General features: G+C 38.5%; 28 protein-coding genes and 2 pseudogenes. 4 read left to right on the top strand and 26 right to left on the bottom strand.

The window, feature by feature from the left end; all coding sequences use genetic code 11:
- Positions 1-255 precede the first annotated feature (255 nt).
- The 4 genes from IGJ12_RS05700 to IGJ12_RS05685 all read left to right on the top strand — a co-directional run bounded on the left by IGJ12_RS05700 (position 256) and on the right by IGJ12_RS05685 (position 2,183).
- A complete protein-coding gene (locus tag IGJ12_RS05700; RefSeq protein WP_317722805.1) occupies positions 256-546 on the top strand; it encodes a DUF5960 family protein in 291 nt (96 codons plus the stop codon).
- A gap of 1 nt (position 547) precedes the next feature.
- Positions 548-817, top strand: a complete 270-nt coding sequence (locus tag IGJ12_RS05695; protein WP_430619463.1) for a hypothetical protein — start codon at positions 548-550, stop codon at positions 815-817.
- Complete coding sequence (locus tag IGJ12_RS05690; RefSeq protein WP_430619585.1) at positions 735-992, top strand: hypothetical protein; 258 nt, start codon at positions 735-737, stop codon at positions 990-992. The genes IGJ12_RS05695 and IGJ12_RS05690 overlap by 83 nt, the downstream gene beginning before the upstream one ends.
- An 873-nt stretch (positions 993-1,865) precedes the next feature.
- On the top strand, positions 1,866-2,183 hold the full coding sequence (locus tag IGJ12_RS05685; RefSeq protein WP_430619462.1) for a hypothetical protein: 318 nt from the start codon (positions 1,866-1,868) through the stop codon (positions 2,181-2,183).
- 82 nt (positions 2,184-2,265) lie between these two features.
- On the opposite strand, the pseudogene IGJ12_RS05680 reads toward IGJ12_RS05685, so the two are convergent.
- From IGJ12_RS05680 to IGJ12_RS05555, 26 genes and pseudogenes are all read right to left on the bottom strand, one after another.
- Positions 2,266-2,457: pseudogene (locus IGJ12_RS05680) on the bottom strand (N-acetylmuramoyl-L-alanine amidase); the annotation flags it as partial.
- A 297-nt stretch (positions 2,458-2,754) separates the two neighbouring features.
- A pseudogene (locus IGJ12_RS05675) lies at positions 2,755-3,237 on the bottom strand (N-acetylmuramoyl-L-alanine amidase); the annotation flags it as partial.
- 40 nt (positions 3,238-3,277) lie between these two features.
- A complete protein-coding gene (locus tag IGJ12_RS05670) occupies positions 3,278-3,610 on the bottom strand; it encodes a phage holin family protein (protein WP_430619461.1) in 333 nt (110 codons plus the stop codon).
- Between the two features lie 5 nt (positions 3,611-3,615).
- A complete protein-coding gene (locus tag IGJ12_RS05665; RefSeq protein WP_313151546.1) occupies positions 3,616-3,933 on the bottom strand; it encodes a hypothetical protein in 318 nt (105 codons plus the stop codon).
- A gap of 71 nt (positions 3,934-4,004) precedes the next feature.
- Entirely contained in the window at positions 4,005-4,142 is a 138-nt protein-coding gene (locus IGJ12_RS05660; RefSeq protein ID WP_171917632.1) for a CD1375 family protein, read from the bottom strand.
- A 13-nt stretch (positions 4,143-4,155) separates the two neighbouring features.
- Positions 4,156-4,446, bottom strand: a complete 291-nt coding sequence (locus IGJ12_RS05655) for a hypothetical protein (RefSeq protein WP_429968130.1) — start codon at positions 4,444-4,446, stop codon at positions 4,156-4,158.
- A 15-nt stretch (positions 4,447-4,461) separates the two neighbouring features.
- Positions 4,462-6,540, bottom strand: a complete 2,079-nt coding sequence (locus IGJ12_RS05650; protein ID WP_430619460.1) for a hypothetical protein — start codon at positions 6,538-6,540, stop codon at positions 4,462-4,464.
- Complete coding sequence (locus IGJ12_RS05645; RefSeq protein ID WP_135172201.1) at positions 6,541-6,807, bottom strand: hypothetical protein; 267 nt, start codon at positions 6,805-6,807, stop codon at positions 6,541-6,543.
- Positions 6,804-7,385, bottom strand: a complete 582-nt coding sequence (locus IGJ12_RS05640; protein WP_429968132.1) for a putative phage tail protein — start codon at positions 7,383-7,385, stop codon at positions 6,804-6,806. Before IGJ12_RS05640 ends, IGJ12_RS05645 begins: the two co-directional genes overlap by 4 nt.
- On the bottom strand, positions 7,382-8,515 hold the full coding sequence (locus IGJ12_RS05635; RefSeq protein WP_429968133.1) for a baseplate J/gp47 family protein: 1,134 nt from the start codon (positions 8,513-8,515) through the stop codon (positions 7,382-7,384). Before IGJ12_RS05635 ends, IGJ12_RS05640 begins: the two co-directional genes overlap by 4 nt.
- Positions 8,512-8,886: a DUF2634 domain-containing protein gene (locus IGJ12_RS05630; protein WP_429968134.1), complete on the bottom strand. Its 375-nt coding sequence runs from the start codon at positions 8,884-8,886 to the stop codon at positions 8,512-8,514. Before IGJ12_RS05630 ends, IGJ12_RS05635 begins: the two co-directional genes overlap by 4 nt.
- 4 nt (positions 8,887-8,890) lie before the next feature.
- A complete protein-coding gene (locus tag IGJ12_RS05625; protein ID WP_429968135.1) occupies positions 8,891-9,193 on the bottom strand; it encodes a DUF2577 family protein in 303 nt (100 codons plus the stop codon).
- Entirely contained in the window at positions 9,193-10,203 is a 1,011-nt protein-coding gene (locus IGJ12_RS05620; protein ID WP_430619459.1) for an XkdQ/YqbQ family protein, read from the bottom strand. Before IGJ12_RS05620 ends, IGJ12_RS05625 begins: the two co-directional genes overlap by 1 nt.
- Positions 10,167-10,844: a hypothetical protein gene (locus tag IGJ12_RS05615; RefSeq protein ID WP_430619458.1), complete on the bottom strand. Its 678-nt coding sequence runs from the start codon at positions 10,842-10,844 to the stop codon at positions 10,167-10,169. The genes IGJ12_RS05620 and IGJ12_RS05615 overlap by 37 nt, the downstream gene beginning before the upstream one ends.
- 9 nt (positions 10,845-10,853) lie before the next feature.
- The gene (locus tag IGJ12_RS05610) at positions 10,854-15,314 is read right to left on the bottom strand and encodes a tape measure protein (RefSeq protein WP_430619457.1); all 4,461 of its coding nucleotides are present in this window, start codon (positions 15,312-15,314) and stop codon (positions 10,854-10,856) included.
- Between the two features lie 9 nt (positions 15,315-15,323).
- Positions 15,324-15,497 (bottom strand): hypothetical protein, encoded by a 174-nt coding sequence (locus tag IGJ12_RS05605; protein ID WP_164888636.1) that lies wholly within the window; start codon positions 15,495-15,497, stop codon positions 15,324-15,326.
- A complete protein-coding gene (locus tag IGJ12_RS05600) occupies positions 15,497-15,892 on the bottom strand; it encodes a phage tail assembly chaperone (protein ID WP_249850305.1) in 396 nt (131 codons plus the stop codon). Before IGJ12_RS05600 ends, IGJ12_RS05605 begins: the two co-directional genes overlap by 1 nt.
- Positions 15,893-15,909: 17 nt before the next feature.
- Complete coding sequence (locus IGJ12_RS05595) at positions 15,910-16,374, bottom strand: phage tail tube protein (RefSeq protein ID WP_429968139.1); 465 nt, start codon at positions 16,372-16,374, stop codon at positions 15,910-15,912.
- A gap of 19 nt (positions 16,375-16,393) precedes the next feature.
- Positions 16,394-17,698, bottom strand: a complete 1,305-nt coding sequence (locus IGJ12_RS05590; protein ID WP_101699392.1) for a phage tail sheath family protein — start codon at positions 17,696-17,698, stop codon at positions 16,394-16,396.
- A gap of 1 nt (position 17,699) precedes the next feature.
- Positions 17,700-17,933, bottom strand: coding sequence for a hypothetical protein (locus IGJ12_RS05585; protein ID WP_101699393.1), 234 nt, complete (start codon positions 17,931-17,933; stop codon positions 17,700-17,702).
- Complete coding sequence (locus IGJ12_RS05580) at positions 17,920-18,351, bottom strand: phage tail terminator family protein (RefSeq protein ID WP_430619456.1); 432 nt, start codon at positions 18,349-18,351, stop codon at positions 17,920-17,922. The genes IGJ12_RS05585 and IGJ12_RS05580 overlap by 14 nt, the downstream gene beginning before the upstream one ends.
- Positions 18,348-18,818 carry an HK97 gp10 family phage protein gene (locus IGJ12_RS05575; protein WP_101699395.1) on the bottom strand — a complete coding sequence of 157 codons (471 nt, stop codon included), beginning with the start codon at positions 18,816-18,818 and terminating at the stop codon, positions 18,348-18,350. The genes IGJ12_RS05580 and IGJ12_RS05575 overlap by 4 nt, the downstream gene beginning before the upstream one ends.
- Positions 18,815-19,177, bottom strand: coding sequence for a hypothetical protein (locus IGJ12_RS05570; RefSeq protein ID WP_317720932.1), 363 nt, complete (start codon positions 19,175-19,177; stop codon positions 18,815-18,817). The genes IGJ12_RS05575 and IGJ12_RS05570 overlap by 4 nt, the downstream gene beginning before the upstream one ends.
- A 7-nt stretch (positions 19,178-19,184) precedes the next feature.
- Positions 19,185-19,559 carry a hypothetical protein gene (locus IGJ12_RS05565; protein WP_430619455.1) on the bottom strand — a complete coding sequence of 125 codons (375 nt, stop codon included), beginning with the start codon at positions 19,557-19,559 and terminating at the stop codon, positions 19,185-19,187.
- 8 nt (positions 19,560-19,567) lie between these two features.
- Positions 19,568-20,596: a head protein gene (locus IGJ12_RS05560; RefSeq protein ID WP_430619454.1), complete on the bottom strand. Its 1,029-nt coding sequence runs from the start codon at positions 20,594-20,596 to the stop codon at positions 19,568-19,570.
- Positions 20,596-21,180 (bottom strand): phage scaffolding protein, encoded by a 585-nt coding sequence (locus IGJ12_RS05555; RefSeq protein WP_428206273.1) that lies wholly within the window; start codon positions 21,178-21,180, stop codon positions 20,596-20,598. The genes IGJ12_RS05560 and IGJ12_RS05555 overlap by 1 nt, the downstream gene beginning before the upstream one ends.
- Positions 21,181-21,189 lie beyond the last annotated feature (9 nt).

Genomic DNA, 21,189 nt, shown 5'->3' with positions numbered 1-21,189 from the left:
TCTACAAGACTCAATTATTTCACTGCGTCTTTTAATTAAATCATTTTCCTACTACTATACACTGGTGCTTTTCCGCATCAAATAAGGCGGATTTAGCATCGCATACTGTTATAAATATTTGACTGGTATGGACTAGTGGACAGTTTATGCCCCTTTTTTGCCCCTTTAAATAGCATAAACAACTAAATAATTAATCTGGTGTTCGCTTTACAACGAGAACGTTCGTTCGTATAATTTCGTTAAGGAGTGATTGATATGCAAATACCACTTGCGCACCAACGGACATATGCACTAGAAAGATACTACTACGAGTTCATTCAACGAATGGGGCCAGCGCATCTTCTTTACGAGCAATTCGTAAAAACTATGGAGAACTTTGGTAAACCTTACTTTACCGTCCCCTCAAGCTACAGTGGCTATCCAGAGGAAATAGCATTTGTGTTCAAAATCGAAGGCGAAAACTATATTTTTGATCACGTTAGGACCCAAGACAAAATTCTCCGAAAATACGATCCTAATATAAAGTATAAACCCGGCGGAAATTGATATGAATATCATCAGCCAATACGAGCAAGGCTACCTATCTCTTTCTGAGTTTATAAATGATTTTCCGTACAGTATTTCTGAGTCACAGGAAGCTTTATACGGCGCAAAATGTGTCGAGTTTTATGTTGCTGTCACTTTAGGTAAAACGGATTGTCGCTATTATGTACAACTTTATGGAGGCGATTGTTATGAAATCGATGAAAGGCTCTGTATCGAAGATACGTGTGTTAAAGATGAGCAAGACCCCTTTAGTGCGGTTCTCGCTGAATAATATAAATTGCTTAATTGCTGCACACAGTTTGAACTTTTTGGCAGATGTGGATGAAGGAATGCAGGTTGTGGTTGCTGGAGAGTATAATAGTAGGAAACAATTTGTTGTTAGGAAGTATTCGGTGATTGGCAAGACGAAGATTATGATTGAATTTGAAAATATCAATGTTCGATAAGCGTATTACTTTTCCTATTCAGTAAATTGCTATATGATGATTGTTATGATGACGGAACATAGTTCCACTTGCACGGCATATGAGAATATGCTGTGCTTTTTTTTACAAAAAAATAACCACTCCCGAGGAGGAGTGGCACAATTAGATAAAAAAGTTTTTTTATATGGTAAATTAATTATATGAGCAATCTAAAATTTATTCAAACCTTTTGCTCAAAAATAACCCACCCTCAAGGAGAGTGGGCCTGAAAAAAGATATAAAATGAAATAGCCCCGGTTAAGGCTATGATTTCATTCTACAAGAACATAGTTTTTATTTCAACAAAAAATCCACCCTAGCTATAATAGAGTGGATCTCGAAAGAGTAAACGAAAAAAACTTGGGTATGAATCTAGATTACATCTTTTATTAATTAAACTCAACCAATCTATGACGGTTTTCTAATCAATAATATCTATTAAGTAGTAATCATGATAGAATATAAAAATCGAAGAGTACTAGGCACACTTCCCCAAGCATTACCGCCTAATACTCCTCATAGAGTATTGCACGCACCTACTAATCTATAGGATAAACTTGGTTAGCGCAAGTAAAACGAACATGATCTATGTACAAGCTCGCCTTAGCGGGCTATTTTATTACCATGGAAGCTTATTTTTGTTCAATACTCTTTGACAAATCAGCAATATGACTAGTTTGAATACATTAGAGAGAGTGATCTTTATTATCTTTAATTACTAGTTGTCGGTATTCGCCGATTTATGATTAATTTATTTGCACATTTATTTATGTCTTAGAATCCCGAGTTAGAAAAATGTTCTCTTATATAATTTTTTTCTGGTACAATAAAGAAAAAATGACAAGGGGGAAAATAATGGCAAAGAGATATATAGTCACAGAAGATAACGGATGTGGCTGTGGTAGTGGCTGTGGAGGAGTAATCGGCTTTCTATTAATAGGTAGTTTTCTGATGGCGGTTGCACCTTATTTACTAGTTTTCTTCGTAATATTGGGAATTATACTCGCTATCATCTATATTCCGAAAATGAGAGCAAACAAACAAAGACTGAGGGAAGAAGAAGAACTTAATGAGCGAGAGCGGAGATTGGAACTGGAACAACGCAGAAGAGATCTCGAACGAAGAGAAAAAGAAATGGCTTCTTCTGAAAATAAGGACTGGAGCGACTTTTAAAAAAATTGATCCACCATACATGAAATCAAATAAAAAAACCTCGCTTATCTACTTCAAGCGAGGTTTTTTCTTCTGCGACTTACTTAAGATCTTGTTCAAGGAACCAAGAGTTCACTCCTTCAAGAAGATAGGCCTTCTTAGATTTAGATTGATTGACAGATTTCACTTGCTTAATTTTGTACTTCTGTCCTTTGACCCAAGAAGGAATCTTTTGTCCAGTTTGATAGTTTGTTGCGAAACTTTGAACGGTTACAGTATCGCCAACCTTGTGTGAGACATTACTGGTTGTCACCAACTGAATGTCATTTTTATGCGCCCAACCTAGACTATCGACAAGATATGGCTTATTTCCGCTGACTACACGCTTGATTGTTCCTGTTTTACCCCGACTAGCAGTCGAGCGTCCAGCTCCTGTGCTATCTTTGTAAAGTGCATCAACAATCTTCACTTTGTCTCCCACTTTGAAACTGGTTGTGGAAGTAGAGGGCTTATTGGTAGCTGCGTTATTATTTGATGAGTTTGTGGCATATCCAAATACAGCCAATGCAGCATCAACAGCTTTCTCCATTTTAGCCATCAGTGCTTGCATGTCTTTCTTGTTGTCAATAAATCCCCATTCAATCAAGAGAACTTTCTTTCCGGCTCCCGAATTACGTGCAATTCCTAACCATGTTCCATCTTTAGCGCCACGATCCACTAATCCTAATGCTTTAGCAATCGCTGCGGAGAGTTTAGCAGCAGTAGCTTTGCTGGCAGACGAACCGTACAACACTTCTACTCCTGTTGCTGATCCGTTAAAAGCGTTCAAATGATTGGAGATATGCCAACCATCGGCACACTTATTGATATTGTTCGCAACGTTATTTACAATCGCATTTGCAGTTGTTCCTGCATTATCAGTAACATTTTTTAATCCAGCTTTATTTACCATCATAGCTGTAATCGTACGAGCAACGTCTGCTTCTTTATAAACACAACCAACTGCCCCTGGATCTGTCCAAGAGCTTCCGTTTTTACGTCCTCCATGACCTGCATGAACTGATTTGATACTCATTTAATATCATCCTTTCTAAAATAAAAGAGCAGTCAATTGACTACTCTTCGTCTTTATTCATTAGGTTTTCTGTTTCTGATTGGCCATCACCATAATCTGTTTTCTGTTCACTATTTCCTAAATTTAAGAGTTGTACAAACAATTGATGCATCCCTGTTGAAGCGATACCGCTCACTGCACCGTAGACAATCCCTTCTACTGTCAAACCATTGATGATTGCTCCTAGAACTGCTCCTAGAACAATGACAATCACAGGAATATAACCGTTAGCCACAGCCGCGAATACCGGTGTTGACTTAATTACATATCCTACTACTAGACAACCTACTACAATAACTGGCACTAAATACTCTTGTAAAAAATTTAAATCCATTTTCTTCAATCCTTTCTGTGTAAAACAACGTCCATTTTCATGTTGATATCATTGACAGTTTTGTTCATTGCCTCAAATAACTTTTTCTCATCCTCAAGCAATCGTTGTTGCTCACTGATTAGATCTTGTTGTTTGTCCAATGTGTCCAGAAACTTTGTCCTTTCTGCTTTTGCTTCTGATCGCTCAGTAATCATCATGCGATATGCTTTGTATAGCACATAGAGCAATATTGCAAAGACAAGTAAGAACATCACTAAAAACACTTGATTGTTTCTCACTGCCCAATCAAGTGTTTCCTGGCCCTCATTGATATACTCGTGCATATGCCACCTGCTTTCCTAAAATAAAAAGCAACCAACTAAAAAGCTGATTGCTCCAACCACTACATATCCGATTATTTGGTTTCTTCTTGCTTTTTTGCGCTTGCAACGATTTCTGCAACATCTTCACGAATCGAAGCAGGTACACTTTCAATAGTGCGCTTTCCTTCAACAATATGAGATGCATATAACATTTGTAGTGCTGAATACATAGATCATCCCTCCTTATCTTGATAAAATCATATCCGATATTTCCAACAAAGCATCTTGAGTAATTGCCATCTCTTGACGCAATAATTCGTTTTCCAGCTTTAATTTATCCAAGTCAGATGGTTCGCGTTCAGTATTTTCATCTACGATTGATTGAATAAAATCACTCATGAGTTCAGGATTATTATCAAACTCGTTTGCAAGTATATCTTCAAATAATTCATTTAGTTCTTCATTCATATACCCTTTGTCTTCAAGGATTATTTTCTTGTATAGCGTAGAGAACCTTTCTTTCTTTTTATCCATAGCTGTTTCTCCCCTCTACAATACTAATCGTACAATACCATTGAATGGCAACCAGTCTCCGGCATTACAATTTGTCCAAGTCGTTCCATACCGATGTCTAGACATTTTGAAGATTAGATTGTTAGTATCACCGCTCATTCCCAACAACCATATTTGTGTGCCACTGGCTTGTTCTACAGCTGGAGCAAATGACCAATTGTTGGTAATACCAAGTATTGATTTCGGCACAGATATTAAGTCATACTCTTGAGCGTTACTGGTAAATGTTAAGGTTTTTGTTGGAGAAACCACGCCAGCGATCAATAAGGATGTTTTATTAATCCTCTGAATAACAACTTTCGAATTTGCACTTGAATTATATACCTTAAAAGACGATGTTAAATATTGACTAACATCAATCCAACTTGGATCAGCCACTTCTTCTAATTTAGAGTCAACTTCTGCCTTTGTATAAGCTCCAACATTGCCCGCAGCTATCGCGATATTACTCGTCCCATCAAAAGAAACACCGGCAATGCTTCTTGCAGTTGCAAGCTTTGTAGCAGATGGAGCGTTGCCAGCAAGTGTAGTTGCAATTGATATGTTTCCAGATCCGTCAAAAGATGCTGATCCTGTTGCTCCACCTGATAAGGAAATTGTTCTAGCAGTTGCAAGTTTTGATGCTGCAGGAGCAATATCAGTTGTTAAAGCAAAAGTCTGCCATGCCTGCCACGTTCCATTATTTTTAATACGGATCCTTATCTTTTGATCTGTACTATTTAATCGATACGCCACCTGAGTAATATAATTTGCATTGTGAACCATAGATTGGATATACCACCATCCAGTATCAGGAGCATTCGCCATAGTGCTCCCCATGAAAATTCCAGACTCAGCAAGATCATTCAAATTGGTGCTACTTATTTGAGTCACTGTACTATTGGAGTGCCCCCTAACATTTGTTTTGCTATTTAAATTTTCTTGAAGTCCAGTCACATTTGCTATGGTATGTTTATGACTATTATCAGCAATCGAAACACCAACTGTGACATTTTTAGATCCATCAAATGCAACCGAACCTGTTGCACTACCAGATAAAGAAATAGTTCTTTCGGAACTAAGCTTGCTTGCGGTTTGTGCAAACAAACCAGATTGTAAAGTTCCGTCGGCTACAGCAACTTGATACCAACTCCCCCATGTAGTTGTGTAACAACGCCTTATCCACATTTTCGTACCAGCATTTGTCGTATATTCTGAAAAAATCTGAGTAGTAATTGATGTATTAGCCGCATTCATAACAACTAAACTAAAAGCTACTTGTGCTGGCACGTTCTTGATAGTCGCTGCTGTCACATTGAGAGAACAACCATAGAATCCGACTGTTTTATAGTCGTTCAAATCCGCATTCTCTGGAATGGTATCTGTTTGAGGGACAGCTTTGACTGTAATATCAGAAGTGCCATCGAACGTTGTACCATTGATTCTTCTTGCAGTCTGTAGTTTAGTCGCAGTTGCAACATTTCCAGAACTAATCTCACTCTTTACAGTTGCTACCTTGCTATCCGCTTCCTCTTTTGTATATGCACCAACATTATTGGCAGGAATGGAGATATCCTTAGTTCCGTCAAAATCAATCCCCGCTATTTTTCTTGCCGTTGTTAATTTATTGGCGGAAGCAACTGATCCAGACTGAATTTCTGATTTTGCCGAAGTTATTTTTTGGTCAGTGTAAGCTGCTGATTCACTCTTTTTTGTATCAGAATATGATTTTGCTGCACTTAACGTTGATGTATTCCTCTCGTCAACCTCGGTTTTCGTATAAGCTCCAGTTTGCCCTGCGGTTACCCCATGCGGATTATCTTTTTTCACAGAGTGTAAATCCGTGTATGCTTTTGCACCTGAGAGAATAGCTGCATCTTTGACATCCGCTTCAGCTTTCGTATAAGCTCCAGTTTGTGCCGCTGTCACATTGTGAGGGTTTGATTTATTATCCGTATGATTTTTAAGATTAGTAGTATTTTGACTGTTGTTTTGTTTGGCATCCTCTAATCCGTCTTCCCACCGCTGGGCATCTTCAGGATAAATAATGTCTTCATTTTTCCATTGTTTTACCATCTATTTCACCTCAATTCGATACTTAAACAATGTATTTCCATTAATCGGAACGTATACTTTACATTCAGATAGAAGAGTTTCTTCATCATAGAATTCCAACTTCCTCAAAATTGAAATTTCTTCCGGAACTTCGAACTCAATCAGCAGTATAGCTCCCTCAGATACCGAGCTAAATTCACTAATGAGAACCTCATCATTTAATCGGATACTGGTAATCATTTTTTTTATTTCAAGATTGACTTTTGACTTCATAATCTCAGTAATCACTGAAGAATCACCTCGCTCTCTTCTGATCGTCTTAGCAGTTGGTCCCTGCCCACTCTGCTTTTCCCAAGTCTAAAATAGGTTAATGGTGCGATTGCACCTGTTTCAACTAATGTAATCTCCTGGAGGTAAGTGGGACTTTGTATATAAACAATATTAGCGGGTTTTACTTTATGAATGATTGTTTGAGCTTCCAAAAACCAATTCGCATTTTCTGCAGCTGTTTCTAGAACCATTTGATAATCATCATAGTTAATAATTAGTAAATAGTTTTCTTTCCCAAAAATTCTATTTAAATGATCTTGTAAATATGAGACCGTGAACGGTGGCGTAGATTGCAATCGATTTAAGATTCTCTGTTTTCTAAATTCTAGGTCTTCTGTTTCCGGATTAACAAGGATTCCTAAAAGTTGCTCATGAAAGTATATCGTTTGTTCATCAGCTGTTTGAATCCATTGATTTTGCTTGACTTTATTGATATTTTCATTCGTTTCTTGAATCAATTTGTCTTCAACATCAAATAAGATATTAAACTCTTTGATATTTTCATACCAATCTGGTGCTAATTCCTTAAGACTCATACAACACTCACTTCCCCAAGCATTGGTAATTCCTGTTTCATATCAGATAGCTCCATTTGCATATCTGCTTCTACATTGTTCAACTTTAAGGATTGAACATTTGCCACGCCTAATACTGACAAAACTGCAGCAGTAATTTGGGAACGAAAAACCCAACTCTCGTATCCTGACTCGCTACGCTCATCCCATGATTTTCTGACCTTGTCAAAATAATCTGCTACTACACTTTTTATTTGTGCTTCAACCTGAGGATAGGTAATTCCGGAATTAAGAGTCAATTCAAAAGAAACATCAATAACTTTTTGAGTTGGACCAGCAACAGTTACTTTATGGCCAATCGGCGCATATCCTAGTCCTTGGCCATCCTTTGTAGGGTCAATCAGTTGTTGGACACGATCAATTAGAACCGAAGAAGCAGAATGGTAGGAATCATCTAAAATAACCAATCTGACGGTTCCTCCTCCATTCCAGACCGGATAAACTTGAACCGCTCCAACTCCATCGATGCCAGATGTTAAATAGTAATAGTCAGAGATATTTCCACCGAAAGTTACAACTTCTTTAGCTTCTATAATTCGCTTTCTTAAATCGTCATCCGATTCAGTGTCTCTAGCTGGAATCAGAATTTCCGTCAAAACAGCTTCAGCTAATCCGTTAAAATTATCCAATGGTAGTAAGGTTCCAATAAATTTGTTTCCTACCTCCCCTTCAGTCTCAGCTTGCAATCGATAGGTGCCAGGTTCGGATTCTTCAACAATCACACGATAATAAACTAGATCATCTCCAGTGGAAGAAAACCTACTTCCAATCGCTAAAGAAAATGGACTTCCATCTGCTTTCTTAAATTTTGCACGTACAATAGATTTCGTTGCTTGGATACGACTCAAACCCGCTTCTTCAGCTCGATAGTCAAGATATTGACCTGTGGCTGTTGATACAAATGTCTCGAGTAAAATATTTTTCAGCTGCATCATAAATTCTGCTAGTTGATAACATGTTGGGGCTAAAGCATCGTAAATAATCGATCCTTCTCTTGTATCAATGCCTTCTGGAACTTTTGATAAGGCCTTATTGATAAAGTAATCATAATCATAAGCTTCCAAATACTGTCCGATTTCTTCTGGATTCACTCTACATTCACCTCCTGTTCAATTTTTACTTGGCCGTAAATAGTCGACACAAAAAAAGAAACCAGAATTGAACTTCTGCTTTCTTGTGTGATTGAGAAATTTTCCAAGCCAATAATTCGCTCATCAGTAGATACTGTTTCTGTAATTACACGCTCGATTTCTGAAATAACTAAATCAATATCTTGGCCAATTAGATTTTGTAATTCAATTCCGTAGTTATCTGTGTAAATAGGCCACGTAAAACGTTCGGTATGTAGCATCTTATCGATGGATTGTTTAATTGCGTCTAAATCATCAACCCATCCAGCAATCCTACCGTTAAGAACACGATAAGTCCTCGATGGTAGTTGTTCAATCATCTCTTCATCCATCTCATTAGCTCCTTTCCAAAACGTAAAATTTTTGTCCTTTACTCACTCTTAACATACGAACATGGTCCCCGATTTGTAGTGGGCGAAATACTTGAGCAGTCCCCTGTTTTCCATCTATCGTAACCGATACTGATAGATCCCTAACCATCTGTGATAAAATCAAATGTTGATTCCCAACACTATAACGATTATCAACGCGAATTGTAAGTGGACTCACACTAGTTACTAGACCGTATATCATGTCCGATAGTTCGCTCTCTCGAGGTCTATTATCTTTAATGACTCTTGCAAGTTTTTCTCCAGCCATTATGCTACCACCTCTACTTGTAGACTCATTGTATGAACCTTGCCTAGATTATGCACGCAAGAAGTCACTAGAGCTAGACTATCGTTTCCTATTCCATCTTTTTGTAAATCAGAAACCCTTAAGATGAAGCTGTTTCCTGCTTGGATTTCAAATGAACCTACAGCTTCTAATCCCAAGGTTTTAACTTCTTTATTGTTTTCACGCAACAAAGAATTTGCTTTTTGTTGCAATTGGGATGAGTTTAAATCAGCATCGCTTACTGTCTCAACGATTTGCAGCCGCCCCCACTTTTCTATATTTCCAGAATGACTGGCCGTATAGACTTCCCGAGATTTTTTTTCAGAATCCTCTCGAATAACTTTGACTGCATTTGCCGAATCATCAATTGAAGCTTCGTAATCATAATCTGTCATAAGTGAATTATCACCGATAACAAGCTTTGTGATCATACGATTATAAGAAAAAAACTCTAATGTTCCAGCGTTATCTCTAATACCATAACGCATACCGCTGTAGTTAATCCTTGTGTCTTCTAACGAATCTTCTAGCATAGAAAAATAGGTTTTATTATCCATAACTGCTGCTGGACAATTATACGGCACTTGGTCTAAGACTTTATATTTTAAGCCCTGTGTTTCACATATTTTTTTAAATCTGTTAGCCACACTAGAGGCACCAAAAACAAGGGTATCCTCATTTTTTAAATATCGCATATTGTCATATGCAATGATTTGCCACAACATGGATTTGCTTTTCCGCCTAATAAAGACCTTTCCTTTAAAGAAAGTCTTGCCATCACTTTTAGCCTCAATAATATCTCCACTACGAATAAAAACAACCTTATCAACATTAACAGAAAACTCAAATTTACCCGGCTGGGACGATGTTCCGGTTGTCCATCTTGGATCGCTCGCTATTTCTGAAATATCGTACATTTCCCGATTGTTTATACTAGTTTCAAGAATCTGTAAGCTCATTTGATTCTCCTCACACTTCCAGCGGTAACCCATCCACGCCATCCTCCATTTGTTAGTGTTACATGGTAGGGATGACTACGACCTTTTGCGATGAAATTTACTTTTCTGGTAGCATTAACCTCAGTTAGCCCAGGACCTGATCCATAAGAATCTCGATGTAGTCTGCCATTGACAATCACTGTGCACCCAATTGTGATCTCTTGAGTGACGGTCGGTCTTGCTGGTTGTCGACTTACTTGCTTTGCTACTGTTTTTACATATTTAGCAGCATACTCTCTATACTCTTTTAGAGAAAGTGAATATTCAATATCCCCTGTTGCATCAACAATAGACCATGAGAATGATTCTATTGAAACAAGCATGTTAATTTTTGTGTCAGTTACAATAAATCTGATTGCCTTTTGGCTGTCCATAGCTTTTTCTAAAAGCAAAACATAATCTCCTGGTGGCAAAAAAGAACTTCCATTCATAACAAAACGATTGTCTTTGCTTGCAGGAAAAAAACAATCAAAGGATGCTGATTTTAATCCTTTGACAGCAAACTGGGTGATCTCTCCCAGCTTTACAACTTCATTTGATTCATTTCTACTTGGAACATCGACTTTTATTGAACTAGGATTAACAGGAAGCATGTAACGCTTCCCACTAATCTCTAAATAGAATTTAATTGCCATACATGCCTCCTAACTTAGATCCGCATCAATTAACTCAATTACTTTATCTTCAAATTTTTGAAGTAAAGCTTCTTCATCAATTGGCTCTCCATCCTTGTTGTCAATGTGAATCGTAACTTGAGGTACTACTTGCTTATGTTGGACCACTACCGTAGAACTTGTTGAAGCTTTTAGACGAGAAATATCTTCATCATCAACATGAACACTGCTTGTTACGGTCCCGTTTGCAGCAACTGTCGCTAACTGATCCGGAATTGTTGCCAATGCCAGTGCGTCACTTGCCTTTTGCACTAAGTTCTGAGCCGCAAGGATACCATTAGCCAATCCTTCAGATACAAATCCGCCAATAGCCATCATAACTCGTGAAGGTGAATGGATATCTAATGCACTACGAACCGTTGACGCCACACGACTTGCTACCGACTGCGCTGCTGCGATTGCTGATCCTGCACCTGCTTGAATCCCGGCAGTTAAACCAGACATCGCATAAGAACCGGCAGAAAACAGTTGGCTCCTCAACGATGAAAAAGCACTAACAATTTGAGCATTTCCGGATCGTGCCGCATTCGATGCAGCAGCCATTCCACTAGCAATAGCTGAAGTAAATGCTGCCATCCCAGAAGTACCTGCCGACTGAATTGCGCTCATTGTAGCTGTAGTATTGCTTTGCATTGATAAAAGATTGGAACTGAAATTAGCTGATAGCCCATCCATTCCTGTCATGCTTGCTTGTGTAGCTGCTACTACAGCATCAAACTGACTTACTAAGGATTGTAAAACACCGATCATGTTTTGTAAGCCGCCAATATCAGCAGTTTCCGGTAAAGTGTTCAGCTTTTGAATTACTGAATCGATTGCAGTAATTGCTGCTTCAATTCCTTGTGTATTGATTTCTCCACTCCCGAAATTAGCTATGGCGTCACGTACAAGGGTCAATTGAGAAATTGTAGAAACAACTTCCCCCAATTGTGATGATTTAACCATTGTACCTATCCAATTCCCTATAGAAGAAGTGCCGATAGTCTCAATAACATCATTAATTGCTGTAATACTTTGCTGAACTGCACTTGGTGTAAACAGAACACCTTGCAGACTTGAAAATTTTTGACCAATTTGAATCAGTACGTCTATCGCTTGACTGACTTCGTTCAAGGTACCTGTGTCAATTTTACTTCCAAAAAAGTTTTTTAGTTTATCCCACAAACCACCTCCAGTCAGCATATCGATACATTTTTGCAAATCATCGATAGCCAATTGAACAGCGTTTGCAGAGAAAACAGTTGATTGTAGCTTAACAAATTGATTTCCAATTTTTATCAGCGTATCAATAGTCTCAGAGACCTTATTGACAGTTCCACTGTCAAAACCACTGCCTATGAAATTACTCAATTTTGTTGATAGACTTCCACTAGTCAATAAATCAATTGCACTTTGAATATCAAGAATAGATTTTTCAACTGCGCTTCGAGTAAATAAAACTAACTCCAATTTCTGAAAACTATTACCAATTTGAATTAGGGTATCGATTATTTTCTCTACATTAAAGGTTGTCCCAGTGTCTAAGCTGCTATTAGCTAAAGCTCCAAACTTGCTTATGAAACTACCATTGGTCAAAGCATCCATGCAGTATTGAATGTCTTCAATTGCCCCCATCACAGCTGTTCTTGAAAAAACTACTGTTTGAAGATCGATCATTGCGTTACCAATTTCAACAAACTTCGATAAGTTAGATACGACTACTGCAGTATTTAGCATACCTACAGCATTACTAAACACACTGAAGATATTGCCCAAATTTTTGTCAGAAAAATATCCAATTACTTCAGCAATATTGTCGATCTTTGTTTTTACTCCAGACAGATCATCAGGGACCTTGTTTTGGACTTGTTGTATTGCTTCAGCAACAAGAATCAAATCAGCGGCAACGGCTGCGATTGCTAACAGACCCGCTGTAATGATTGCTCCGCCAATTCCTGTAGCCATGACTGATCCTATGATGCCGGCCAGCAGAGATAAGCTACCAATAGCTATCGCCATATTTGCAATTTTAGAAGCGAAATCCCCTATGTTGCTTGGAACCTTATTATTCACTTGTTTCATAGCTTCTGCTGCTAAGATTAATTCAACACTTAGCGCAGCAACAACCACCAATCCAGCTACTGCAGTTGAAGGATTGAGATTTGCCAGTACACCCGCAATTCCCACAATAGCCGCCATGCTGCCAAGTGCAATTGCCATGTTTCCAAGTTTTGCACCAAAAGACGCTATATCAGTAGGTACTTTTGAGTCAATTTGTTTCATAGCTTCTGCTGCCAAAATAATATTTCCTGATAGTGCAGCAACAGTTGCCAAACCCGCTATTGCAGCGCTTGGATTTCTTTTAGCAATTAGTCCTGCAGCGGCAACAAAAACACCCATACCAGCCAATGCAGCTGCCATCATTCCCAGTTTCACTGATAGCATAGCCAAATTATCAGGAATTTTCTCACTTACTTCTTTGAGAGCTTGGGCTGCTTGCTTGATCAATAAAATAACTCCAAAAACAAGCGTTAGGTTTGTTGCGCCTTTTGCAAAACCGTTCATTGTATTTAAGAAAGTATTTAATGGACTAATTAGGGTTTTTGCACCCATGTCGGAGCCACCCGAAGGATCGCTCCCGGGTTTGCTCTTTCCAAAACCAAAAATACTTAAAAAGTTACCAGCCAAATTACCACCTAATTTACCAGTAGCGGATAAGACAGTGGTTAATCCTTTCCCAAATGTAAGGAATGGTGATAAAACTCCTTTGCCGATTTTAAACCCAATAAAAGCAGCTGCTAATTTGGGTAACAATGAAATTAATTTAGCAATTGAATCTGAATGTTTTTCAACAAAACCTGCAAGTTTAGATATACTCTCCGTTATTCCATCAACAAACGATTGAAAGCTAGCCACGCTTTTTTGACTACCAAAGGATCCTGTTAATTCGGACAGGCTTTTCTTGACTGCATTGATTGCATCGCCAATCGGTCCTTTCAAATCATTAAAGGCGCCTTTCAATACGTTCACATAAGGAGTAACCTTTTCAATCATTCCTGGCAAACGATCCAACAGACCAGTCTTTTCATCGTTTCCATTAATCGCTGCGAAAACATCTTTAACTTTTTGTTTCACACCATCTAAGTTTTTAGCAATATTTTTCCCGGTAATCTTTTCAACTAAGGAATCTATTTTCCTTATGGAACCCTCAACGCCGTTCGTAACAGCTGTTCTGATATTCTTAAAGCTCGTCTTAATACCTTCAGAACCAATTAAAGCACGTTCTGCAAATCCGCCAGTTGCCTCACTCATTTCAATGATTCTGTTGTTGAACTGATCAAAAGTTATGTTTCCTTCTTGCAAGGCTTTGTACAAATCATTCTGAGCAGAACGACCAGCAAAACCAAAAGATTCAGCAACTTCATTTAGAGCAACCCCCATAGTATCTTGAAGCGATCGCCAAGATTGCATATCCACTTCGCCTTTGCCGAGCATTTGAATATATTGCTCTAGCCCTTGCGAGGCTTTTGCAGAATCTGAACCAGAAGCCAAGAATGCATTATTCAGGGCCAATGTTGTTTTAGTCGCCCCATCTAAATCTTTGGTCATTGTTGCAATTCGCTGTGTAGTGCTTACAACCTCACCTAAAGTAGTTGGCAATCCATCGATCCCCGCCACTAGCTTATCTTTTGCAGTTGCGGCTTGATCGGCACTAAAGCCAACAGCTTGCATCATTTTAGGAAATTGATTCAGCGTATCAAAACGATCAATTGCTCCATCAATCGAACTTTTGACAGTATTCACTATTGCACTTGCAGCTTTCATCAAGCCAATAGCAGCAACAAAACTTTTCACACCATTTGTTGCTTGTCCTGTAGATTCTTTGATTCCTGAAAAGCCTGATTTTAAATCGTGGCCAAACTGCTTGAACGAATTTTTCGCGCCATTAAATGCATTGCCTAGGTTACTGCCAAAATTTTTAGCATGCCCAATCACTGAAGTAAATACTGATGATACTCCTGAACCAAAACTCTTAGCAGCAGACGTCACTGAACTAAAAGCGGATCCTGCTATTTTTCCTAGACCAGAAAATACAGATGAAATTTTATTGGTCACTCCACTAAATGCTGAAGATATTTTGGAGGTCACACCTCCAAGATTTAGCTTCGTCGAAATTTGATTTCCGAAGTTCCCGAATAGCGTTAAGATTCTCTCGGTAGTCGAGCGAACCACATTCATCACAACATCTAATCCACTTCGAATACTTGAATTCATCTTACTAACAGCATTAGCAGCTGCTGTGGCCATTTGCTGTAATGCTTGAGCCGGACCAGCTGCTTTTTGCTTAAATGAACTCATGGTTTGCGTTGTATGATTTAAGGCGCTATCGATTGTTTTGAGAACTGCGGTGAATTGATCTCGAAGCTTTAAGCTCGCTTCTAGAGATGTCATAGAATCCACCTACTTCTTCATTTTTTTATTAGCCTTTTCTTCTGCTTCAATATTGATATCTATGAAAGCCATAACGATTGCTTTTTCTCTTTTGGGAAGATTTGAAAAAATAGACGGCGTCATCCCATTGCGATGGTACGCATGATATGCATACCAAAACTCACCGGATTCGCCGTCTTCCATTATTTTTTTACATCTTCTTTAAGATCTTCTTCATCCTCATCAAAACCGTTAAGCTCTAATACTTCTTTTGATAGTGTTGCATATTCGCCTGCAAGCAACATTGCTTTCAATGTATCAGAAGCCGATCCGTCCGTTTTAAAATAAGCTTGCAGTTCTGCATTGTGCAAGTCAGGCGTTTTTACACATCGAGATAGCAAAGCGTCTGCATATCGATCAGTATCAAGATCTTTGATAGTATTTCCTGATTTACTGCGCCGTTTAGAGGTGCTCGCTTTTTTCAAGCGATCATTTTCGGTTTCTGAAATTGCTTCAATAACAAATGGTTCTTCAAACCGATCAAATTCGACCTCTTTTGTTCCGCCTTGTGCTTCAATCATAAAACTTTTGATATCCATGTGTGTCTCCTCCTAAATTATCCTAGTGATGGTTCAACAAACTGATCTAGTAAATCAGCGTCTGCAAATGTAAAGTCAACATCTTCATCTAATGTTTCTGATTCGATATCTAGCTTCGCAATAACGATAGAATCAAAAATAACATCACTGATAAGCGTCGATTGCCGACCTATGGTGCTATTGGGATCATCATTTGTAATTTTAATTGTGATATCAGGAATCTTTCCCGACTTAAGGTAGTTGATACCGATTGCTGCAAATTCACTGGTTACTTTGTGAATTGTCATTGATCCAGTACCATTAGCCCCAGTTACTTTTTGTTGATTCATTCGTTTACCCAAAACCGGAACTTCTGTTTTGATTAACTCAACTTTAGCCTCAATATTTTTTAACCAAAACATCGGAATATTCCGGCCATCAATGGTCATAAAGGCGGTTCCTTCACGACCAGAAATCACGTCACCAGCTTTTAAAAATGGCATATTCTTTTATTCCCCTTTCTTATAAGACTTGCACTGTCATGTAAAGTTTTTCCATAGCGTCTACTGGCTGAACCTGTACATTAAGTACAATAGAATCTTTATCATTTCCTGCTTCTACCACAACATCATCTGCAGAGAAATTCGTGATTGCTCCTGCTCCTTGCAATGAATTGAAATAGCTAATACGATCGGCTTTGAATAACTCTCTGCCGTCCTGATCTGCATTTACTTTTCCAATGAAATTATCTTCAAATGTTTTCTTTGAGTTATTAGCAATATCATCCAATACTCGAAGAATACGGTTCTTAGCAAAGTCTCGGCTTTTTTCGGTAGTGAATGAGCGTAAACTATTAATGTCTTGCTCAACAACAGCAGATCCTCGTTTTTCTGTAAATACGAATTCACCATTCTGCAGTGAAGTGATGATCTCCGAATTTAAGTACCGTTGTGTTACATCAGTAGCGCCATCATAAGCTTTGTAAGTTAGCGATGTCGCAACACCCGCTGCCGCCGAAGCTCCTGCTACCCATGCTGTTGCTTGTTCGGGAGAAATTAAGGTGCCATCTGACAGCACTACACCATTCTTAATGTTGATAACAGCCTCACTATTAGCCGCATAACCCGCAACTACTAATTGGCACTTTTTGCCCTCTTCATTTCTCATGCGATTGATAAAAGAAGCGCCCGCAGCCTTTGTAACTTCATCTTTGACTGGCAAAGCAATGGTATTAAAATCATATACTTGAATCTTGCTAAAGAAAGTCATATAGTCATTCGCCGTTGCTGCAGTATTAGATCCATTTTCTAAGACAATCGAGAAAGCAGTTAAATCTCCTTCGCCAGTGAAAGAAACTAACCGATTATTGATTAATTCTCCGATCGTCTTTACCGTCTGAGAATCAATCAATCGGCCCTCAAGATATGTCTCAACATCAAAAGCTCCAGTAATATTTACATTTTCTTTTGAAATAACACTGATGTCATTTCCCCTTGTTCCACCGTATAGTGCCGTAACTGATAACGATCCTTCGACAGCTGCTGCTTTTCCTCCGCTACCCACTCGATAAAGTAATACAGTTGCAGCTTGCTTCAATGCTTCTCGGAGCAGCAAAAGTTTTTCGTGTGTTAGGTCGTATCCAAATCTAGTCAGATCTGAACTAACATTAATTTCAATGACTTCGCCTTCTGGCCCAAAATCTAGAGCCAATGGCAAAGCCACTACTCCTGTAATTGAATCAGATGTCCCGACATTTCCATTGGAACGAACGTTAACATATGCTCCTGGTCGTACTTTATTCTGTGTAGTCCATGTTCCACCTGCCATATTAATTTACAACTCCTTTTTTTATTTTATTTAAGGCCTGTTTAGCCTCAGCCACTGTGTATTTCTTATCTTCTAAGTAGCCGCTTAAAAAATCTCGATCAATTGGAGAAAAATCTGCTGAACGAATAACATCCTCTTTAGGAAACTTTTTTTCTTCACTGATTTCTTCATTCGCAATCTCTTCTCCAATACTCTCGACTGTTGCCTCTGTAATTGCTTTTTTAGGTCTTGCCACTTTTCAAACCTCCTTTTTGTTCAAATGAGTCTATTTTTGATGTTTCATTATCAAAAGCAACTCTATATCTGATTTTAAATGTAAAATTGAGCGTCCCAGATTCGATTTTAGCCTCTCTATTTAATAAACCAACAGATAAGACGTCCAGACGATTAAACTCATCTAGTAGCTTGCTACGCATTTTTTCGCACTGCTCTTTCACACCAGGATCATCTTTTGTTGTATCAGGAAACCACATCACACAATATAGATGTTTGCGATTCTCATATGACATCAATTCGCCCTTACTATCGGCCATGATTTCGTAGATATAAAAAGACGGCTCTTGGAATCCTTGTTCCTGATTTTCCCGGTAGATGACCGCATCAGGAACGATTCTAGAAAGTTCGTTTGCAATTGCTAACGTTACATCGATCATGAAAAACCAAATCCTCTCAAATATTCTTCATACGCCGGACCAACGATTTTTGGTAATTGATCGAGAATTTCTTCCATCGTGATCTTCAAGAAGAACTGGCCTTCCACCCATCCAGAATGATCTGCTTTCCTATGACCGTTCTCAACATATGATGCATATTCCGTATTGTTTGAGATCGTAACAGCATATCCATCACCAGTACTTTCCACACCGTCAAGGATCCAATTCCTTCTCAATTCTCCACCTGTTCGTGCTGTGCTACCAGCTTCAAAAACAAGCAGCTTTCCATTTGAGACGAAAAATACAGAATTATCATATTTACCGACTGGCGTTTTCATTTTCACTTCTCGAATCATAATATTTCCTAGTTTATTCATGACATCGACAATAAACGTTTCTTCTTGCAAGTTCTTATGAAACTTATTAGCAAAAGCCAAAAACTCGTCATAAATGAAATCCGAACTCATGCTTTATCATCCCTTACAATTGAAATCTCTTGGTGTGTTCTGTAACTAGAAAATCCTTCTGATGAGCGTTTATACTCTCTTACTACACCATAAAGATCAGTAATAGATATGCGACTCCCGGGTTCAATTTCCAGTAATGGGTCGCAGTACAAGGAAATTGAATAAGAGATACCTGCAAATTCTCCCTCACTAACTGGAGTAATCTGTTTTTTCGAGATGCGACAAGGTATATCTTTCAGACCATTTACAGCAACCCATTTAGATTTTGTTATAGTCCCTTCCTTGACCTGCTGGTTCATTTTCACTGTCATTTTGGAATCATATTGTTTCTCAAATTCTTTTTTTGCAAAATCAAACATGGAATATTCACCTCAACCGTCTAAACTGATTCAGGATCCTGAAATAGCTTCTAGAAAAAGAAGGCAACTGCATCATTTTTTGATACGCCTCTGCCCTAGTTTCTTTTGTGATTGAGAAATCCCCTTCGCTTAAAGACTTCATTTCACCTTCAGCTTCTGCCGCTTTAAGAAAAAAATCTGTTTCATTGATAAGATCAATTGACATTAAAACTGTAGTGTTATCCAAAGCCACCGGCCAGTCTTCTATTTCGAAATGACAATAGTTCAGAATGTCTTGAATAGCTGTTTCAATTGCAAACAAAAAGACATCGTTTGAACCATCGTCATCGATGCCTTTCAGCTTCTTCAATTTTTTAAGAATTCGTTCTTTCAGCTCTTCCATACGATCACTTATCCTTCAGTTTGTGGCGTCGTTTCTTCTAAATCAGCACTGATTTTGTGACGCAAACAAACCAAACCAATTTTCTTGTCTTCGCGAACTTTCTTCCAATTTTTAGGTAAAGCTAGATCAGCATTTGTTGGCGTTAGCTCAGAAACTTGAGCATTTTCAAAAGCCAAGCCGAAAGGATGAATTACACGAGCACGACGAACATAAAGCATGTTATTTCCTTTTGCTTTATCACGATCAGGTTCATAAGTCACCATGTCTGCTGGTGTTGCAGTATTTCGACCAAAGGCACCTGTAGCATAAAGATAGGTTTCATAAATACCATCTGCATTTGGTAGTAATGCATCATCTTCTACAACACGCATACCGAGATACGTATCAAATCCAGACTTAGAGTCACTTGCGGGAATAAAATGTTTTGTTTGAGTATTTTGCTTTTCCAGTTCTGCTTTTACTTTAGAATGCATTGCAATCACTGATAACTTGCTTCGAGAAGTTCCTAAAATCGACCGTGCATCAATAACCATTTCAGGACAAATCACTGGATTTTTGGCCGTAGATTGATCTGATACGTGAGAATCTGCCAATGCCCCTTTGTTTTGTCCTGTTCCTTTTGCGAACAACGCTTTGATGATCGTTTGCAAAATTTCTTGGTCAGATTCGATCGTATATACACCAAAGTCACTTAAAATCTGAGTTGCAGGATTAGATCCAGCAGTGATTGCAGCAAGATCCGTATACGCTGCCCCCGTTCCACGGTAAAGCACTGGTGCTACTTGTTTAGCTGCACTGGTTTTACCAGTTTCTAGAGCTTTGTCTTCAGCTAAGACTTGATCAACTAACGCTGTCTTACTCCATTCGGGCATTGTAACTAGCAGCCCACCTGCTACGATCATTTGATCTAAAGTTGGTGTTGGTACTAAGATACCCGATTGAATGAACGCCGAGTGTTGCTCCGCGTACCAATTTGTATATTTTGTATACTGTTCTGGAGTAATAGTATCCAGAATTTTTGTAATTTCATTCGCCATTATTCATTTTCCTCACTTTCAATTTGTTGACGCAAAAAACCATCTACGTCACCTTTTTCCATTGCTTCGTCAAAAGAAGCATAATTTGTTGCAGGCTGTCCTGCAGAAGGGTTATACCCACCTTGCTTAGTGCCTAAGTCAAACAGATACGCATCTGATTTTTGTAGCGATTCAATTTGTTCCTTCGCACCAGATAATTCTCCGTCTTTAAAGACAATTTTTTCATCATCTAACAATGCAGCAACTGCTTTAGGATTTTTTACTTTTGCTTCAGCAAGCAATGCCGAAAGGGCCGAATCACGTTGCACTTTAGTGAGCGATTCCTGATACTTTTCTTCTTGTGCTGCATTTTCCTTTTGCAGCTCTTTTAGCTGCTTTTTCAGCTCTTCATTATCGCTGTTGTCTTTCTGCAGTTTCTTCAAGTCCTCGGCATTTTTTGAAACCTGGTTCTTTAGTTCTGTTTCCGACTGCTGCAATGTAGCAATTTGAGTGTTAAGTGACTGAACAGTTTGGCCATGCTGTGCCATCACCACATCTACTTGCTCATCCGACAGCCCTAATTTTTTAAGCTCTTCTCTTTTCATATTGTTCAT

Source organism: Enterococcus sp. DIV0802b (assembly GCF_050543535.1).
Classification (GTDB): Bacteria; Bacillota; Bacilli; order Lactobacillales; family Enterococcaceae; genus Enterococcus_D; species Enterococcus_D entomosocium.
Note: the sequence above shows the minus strand (reverse complement) of the source record. Positions and strands in the feature narration are given on the sequence as shown.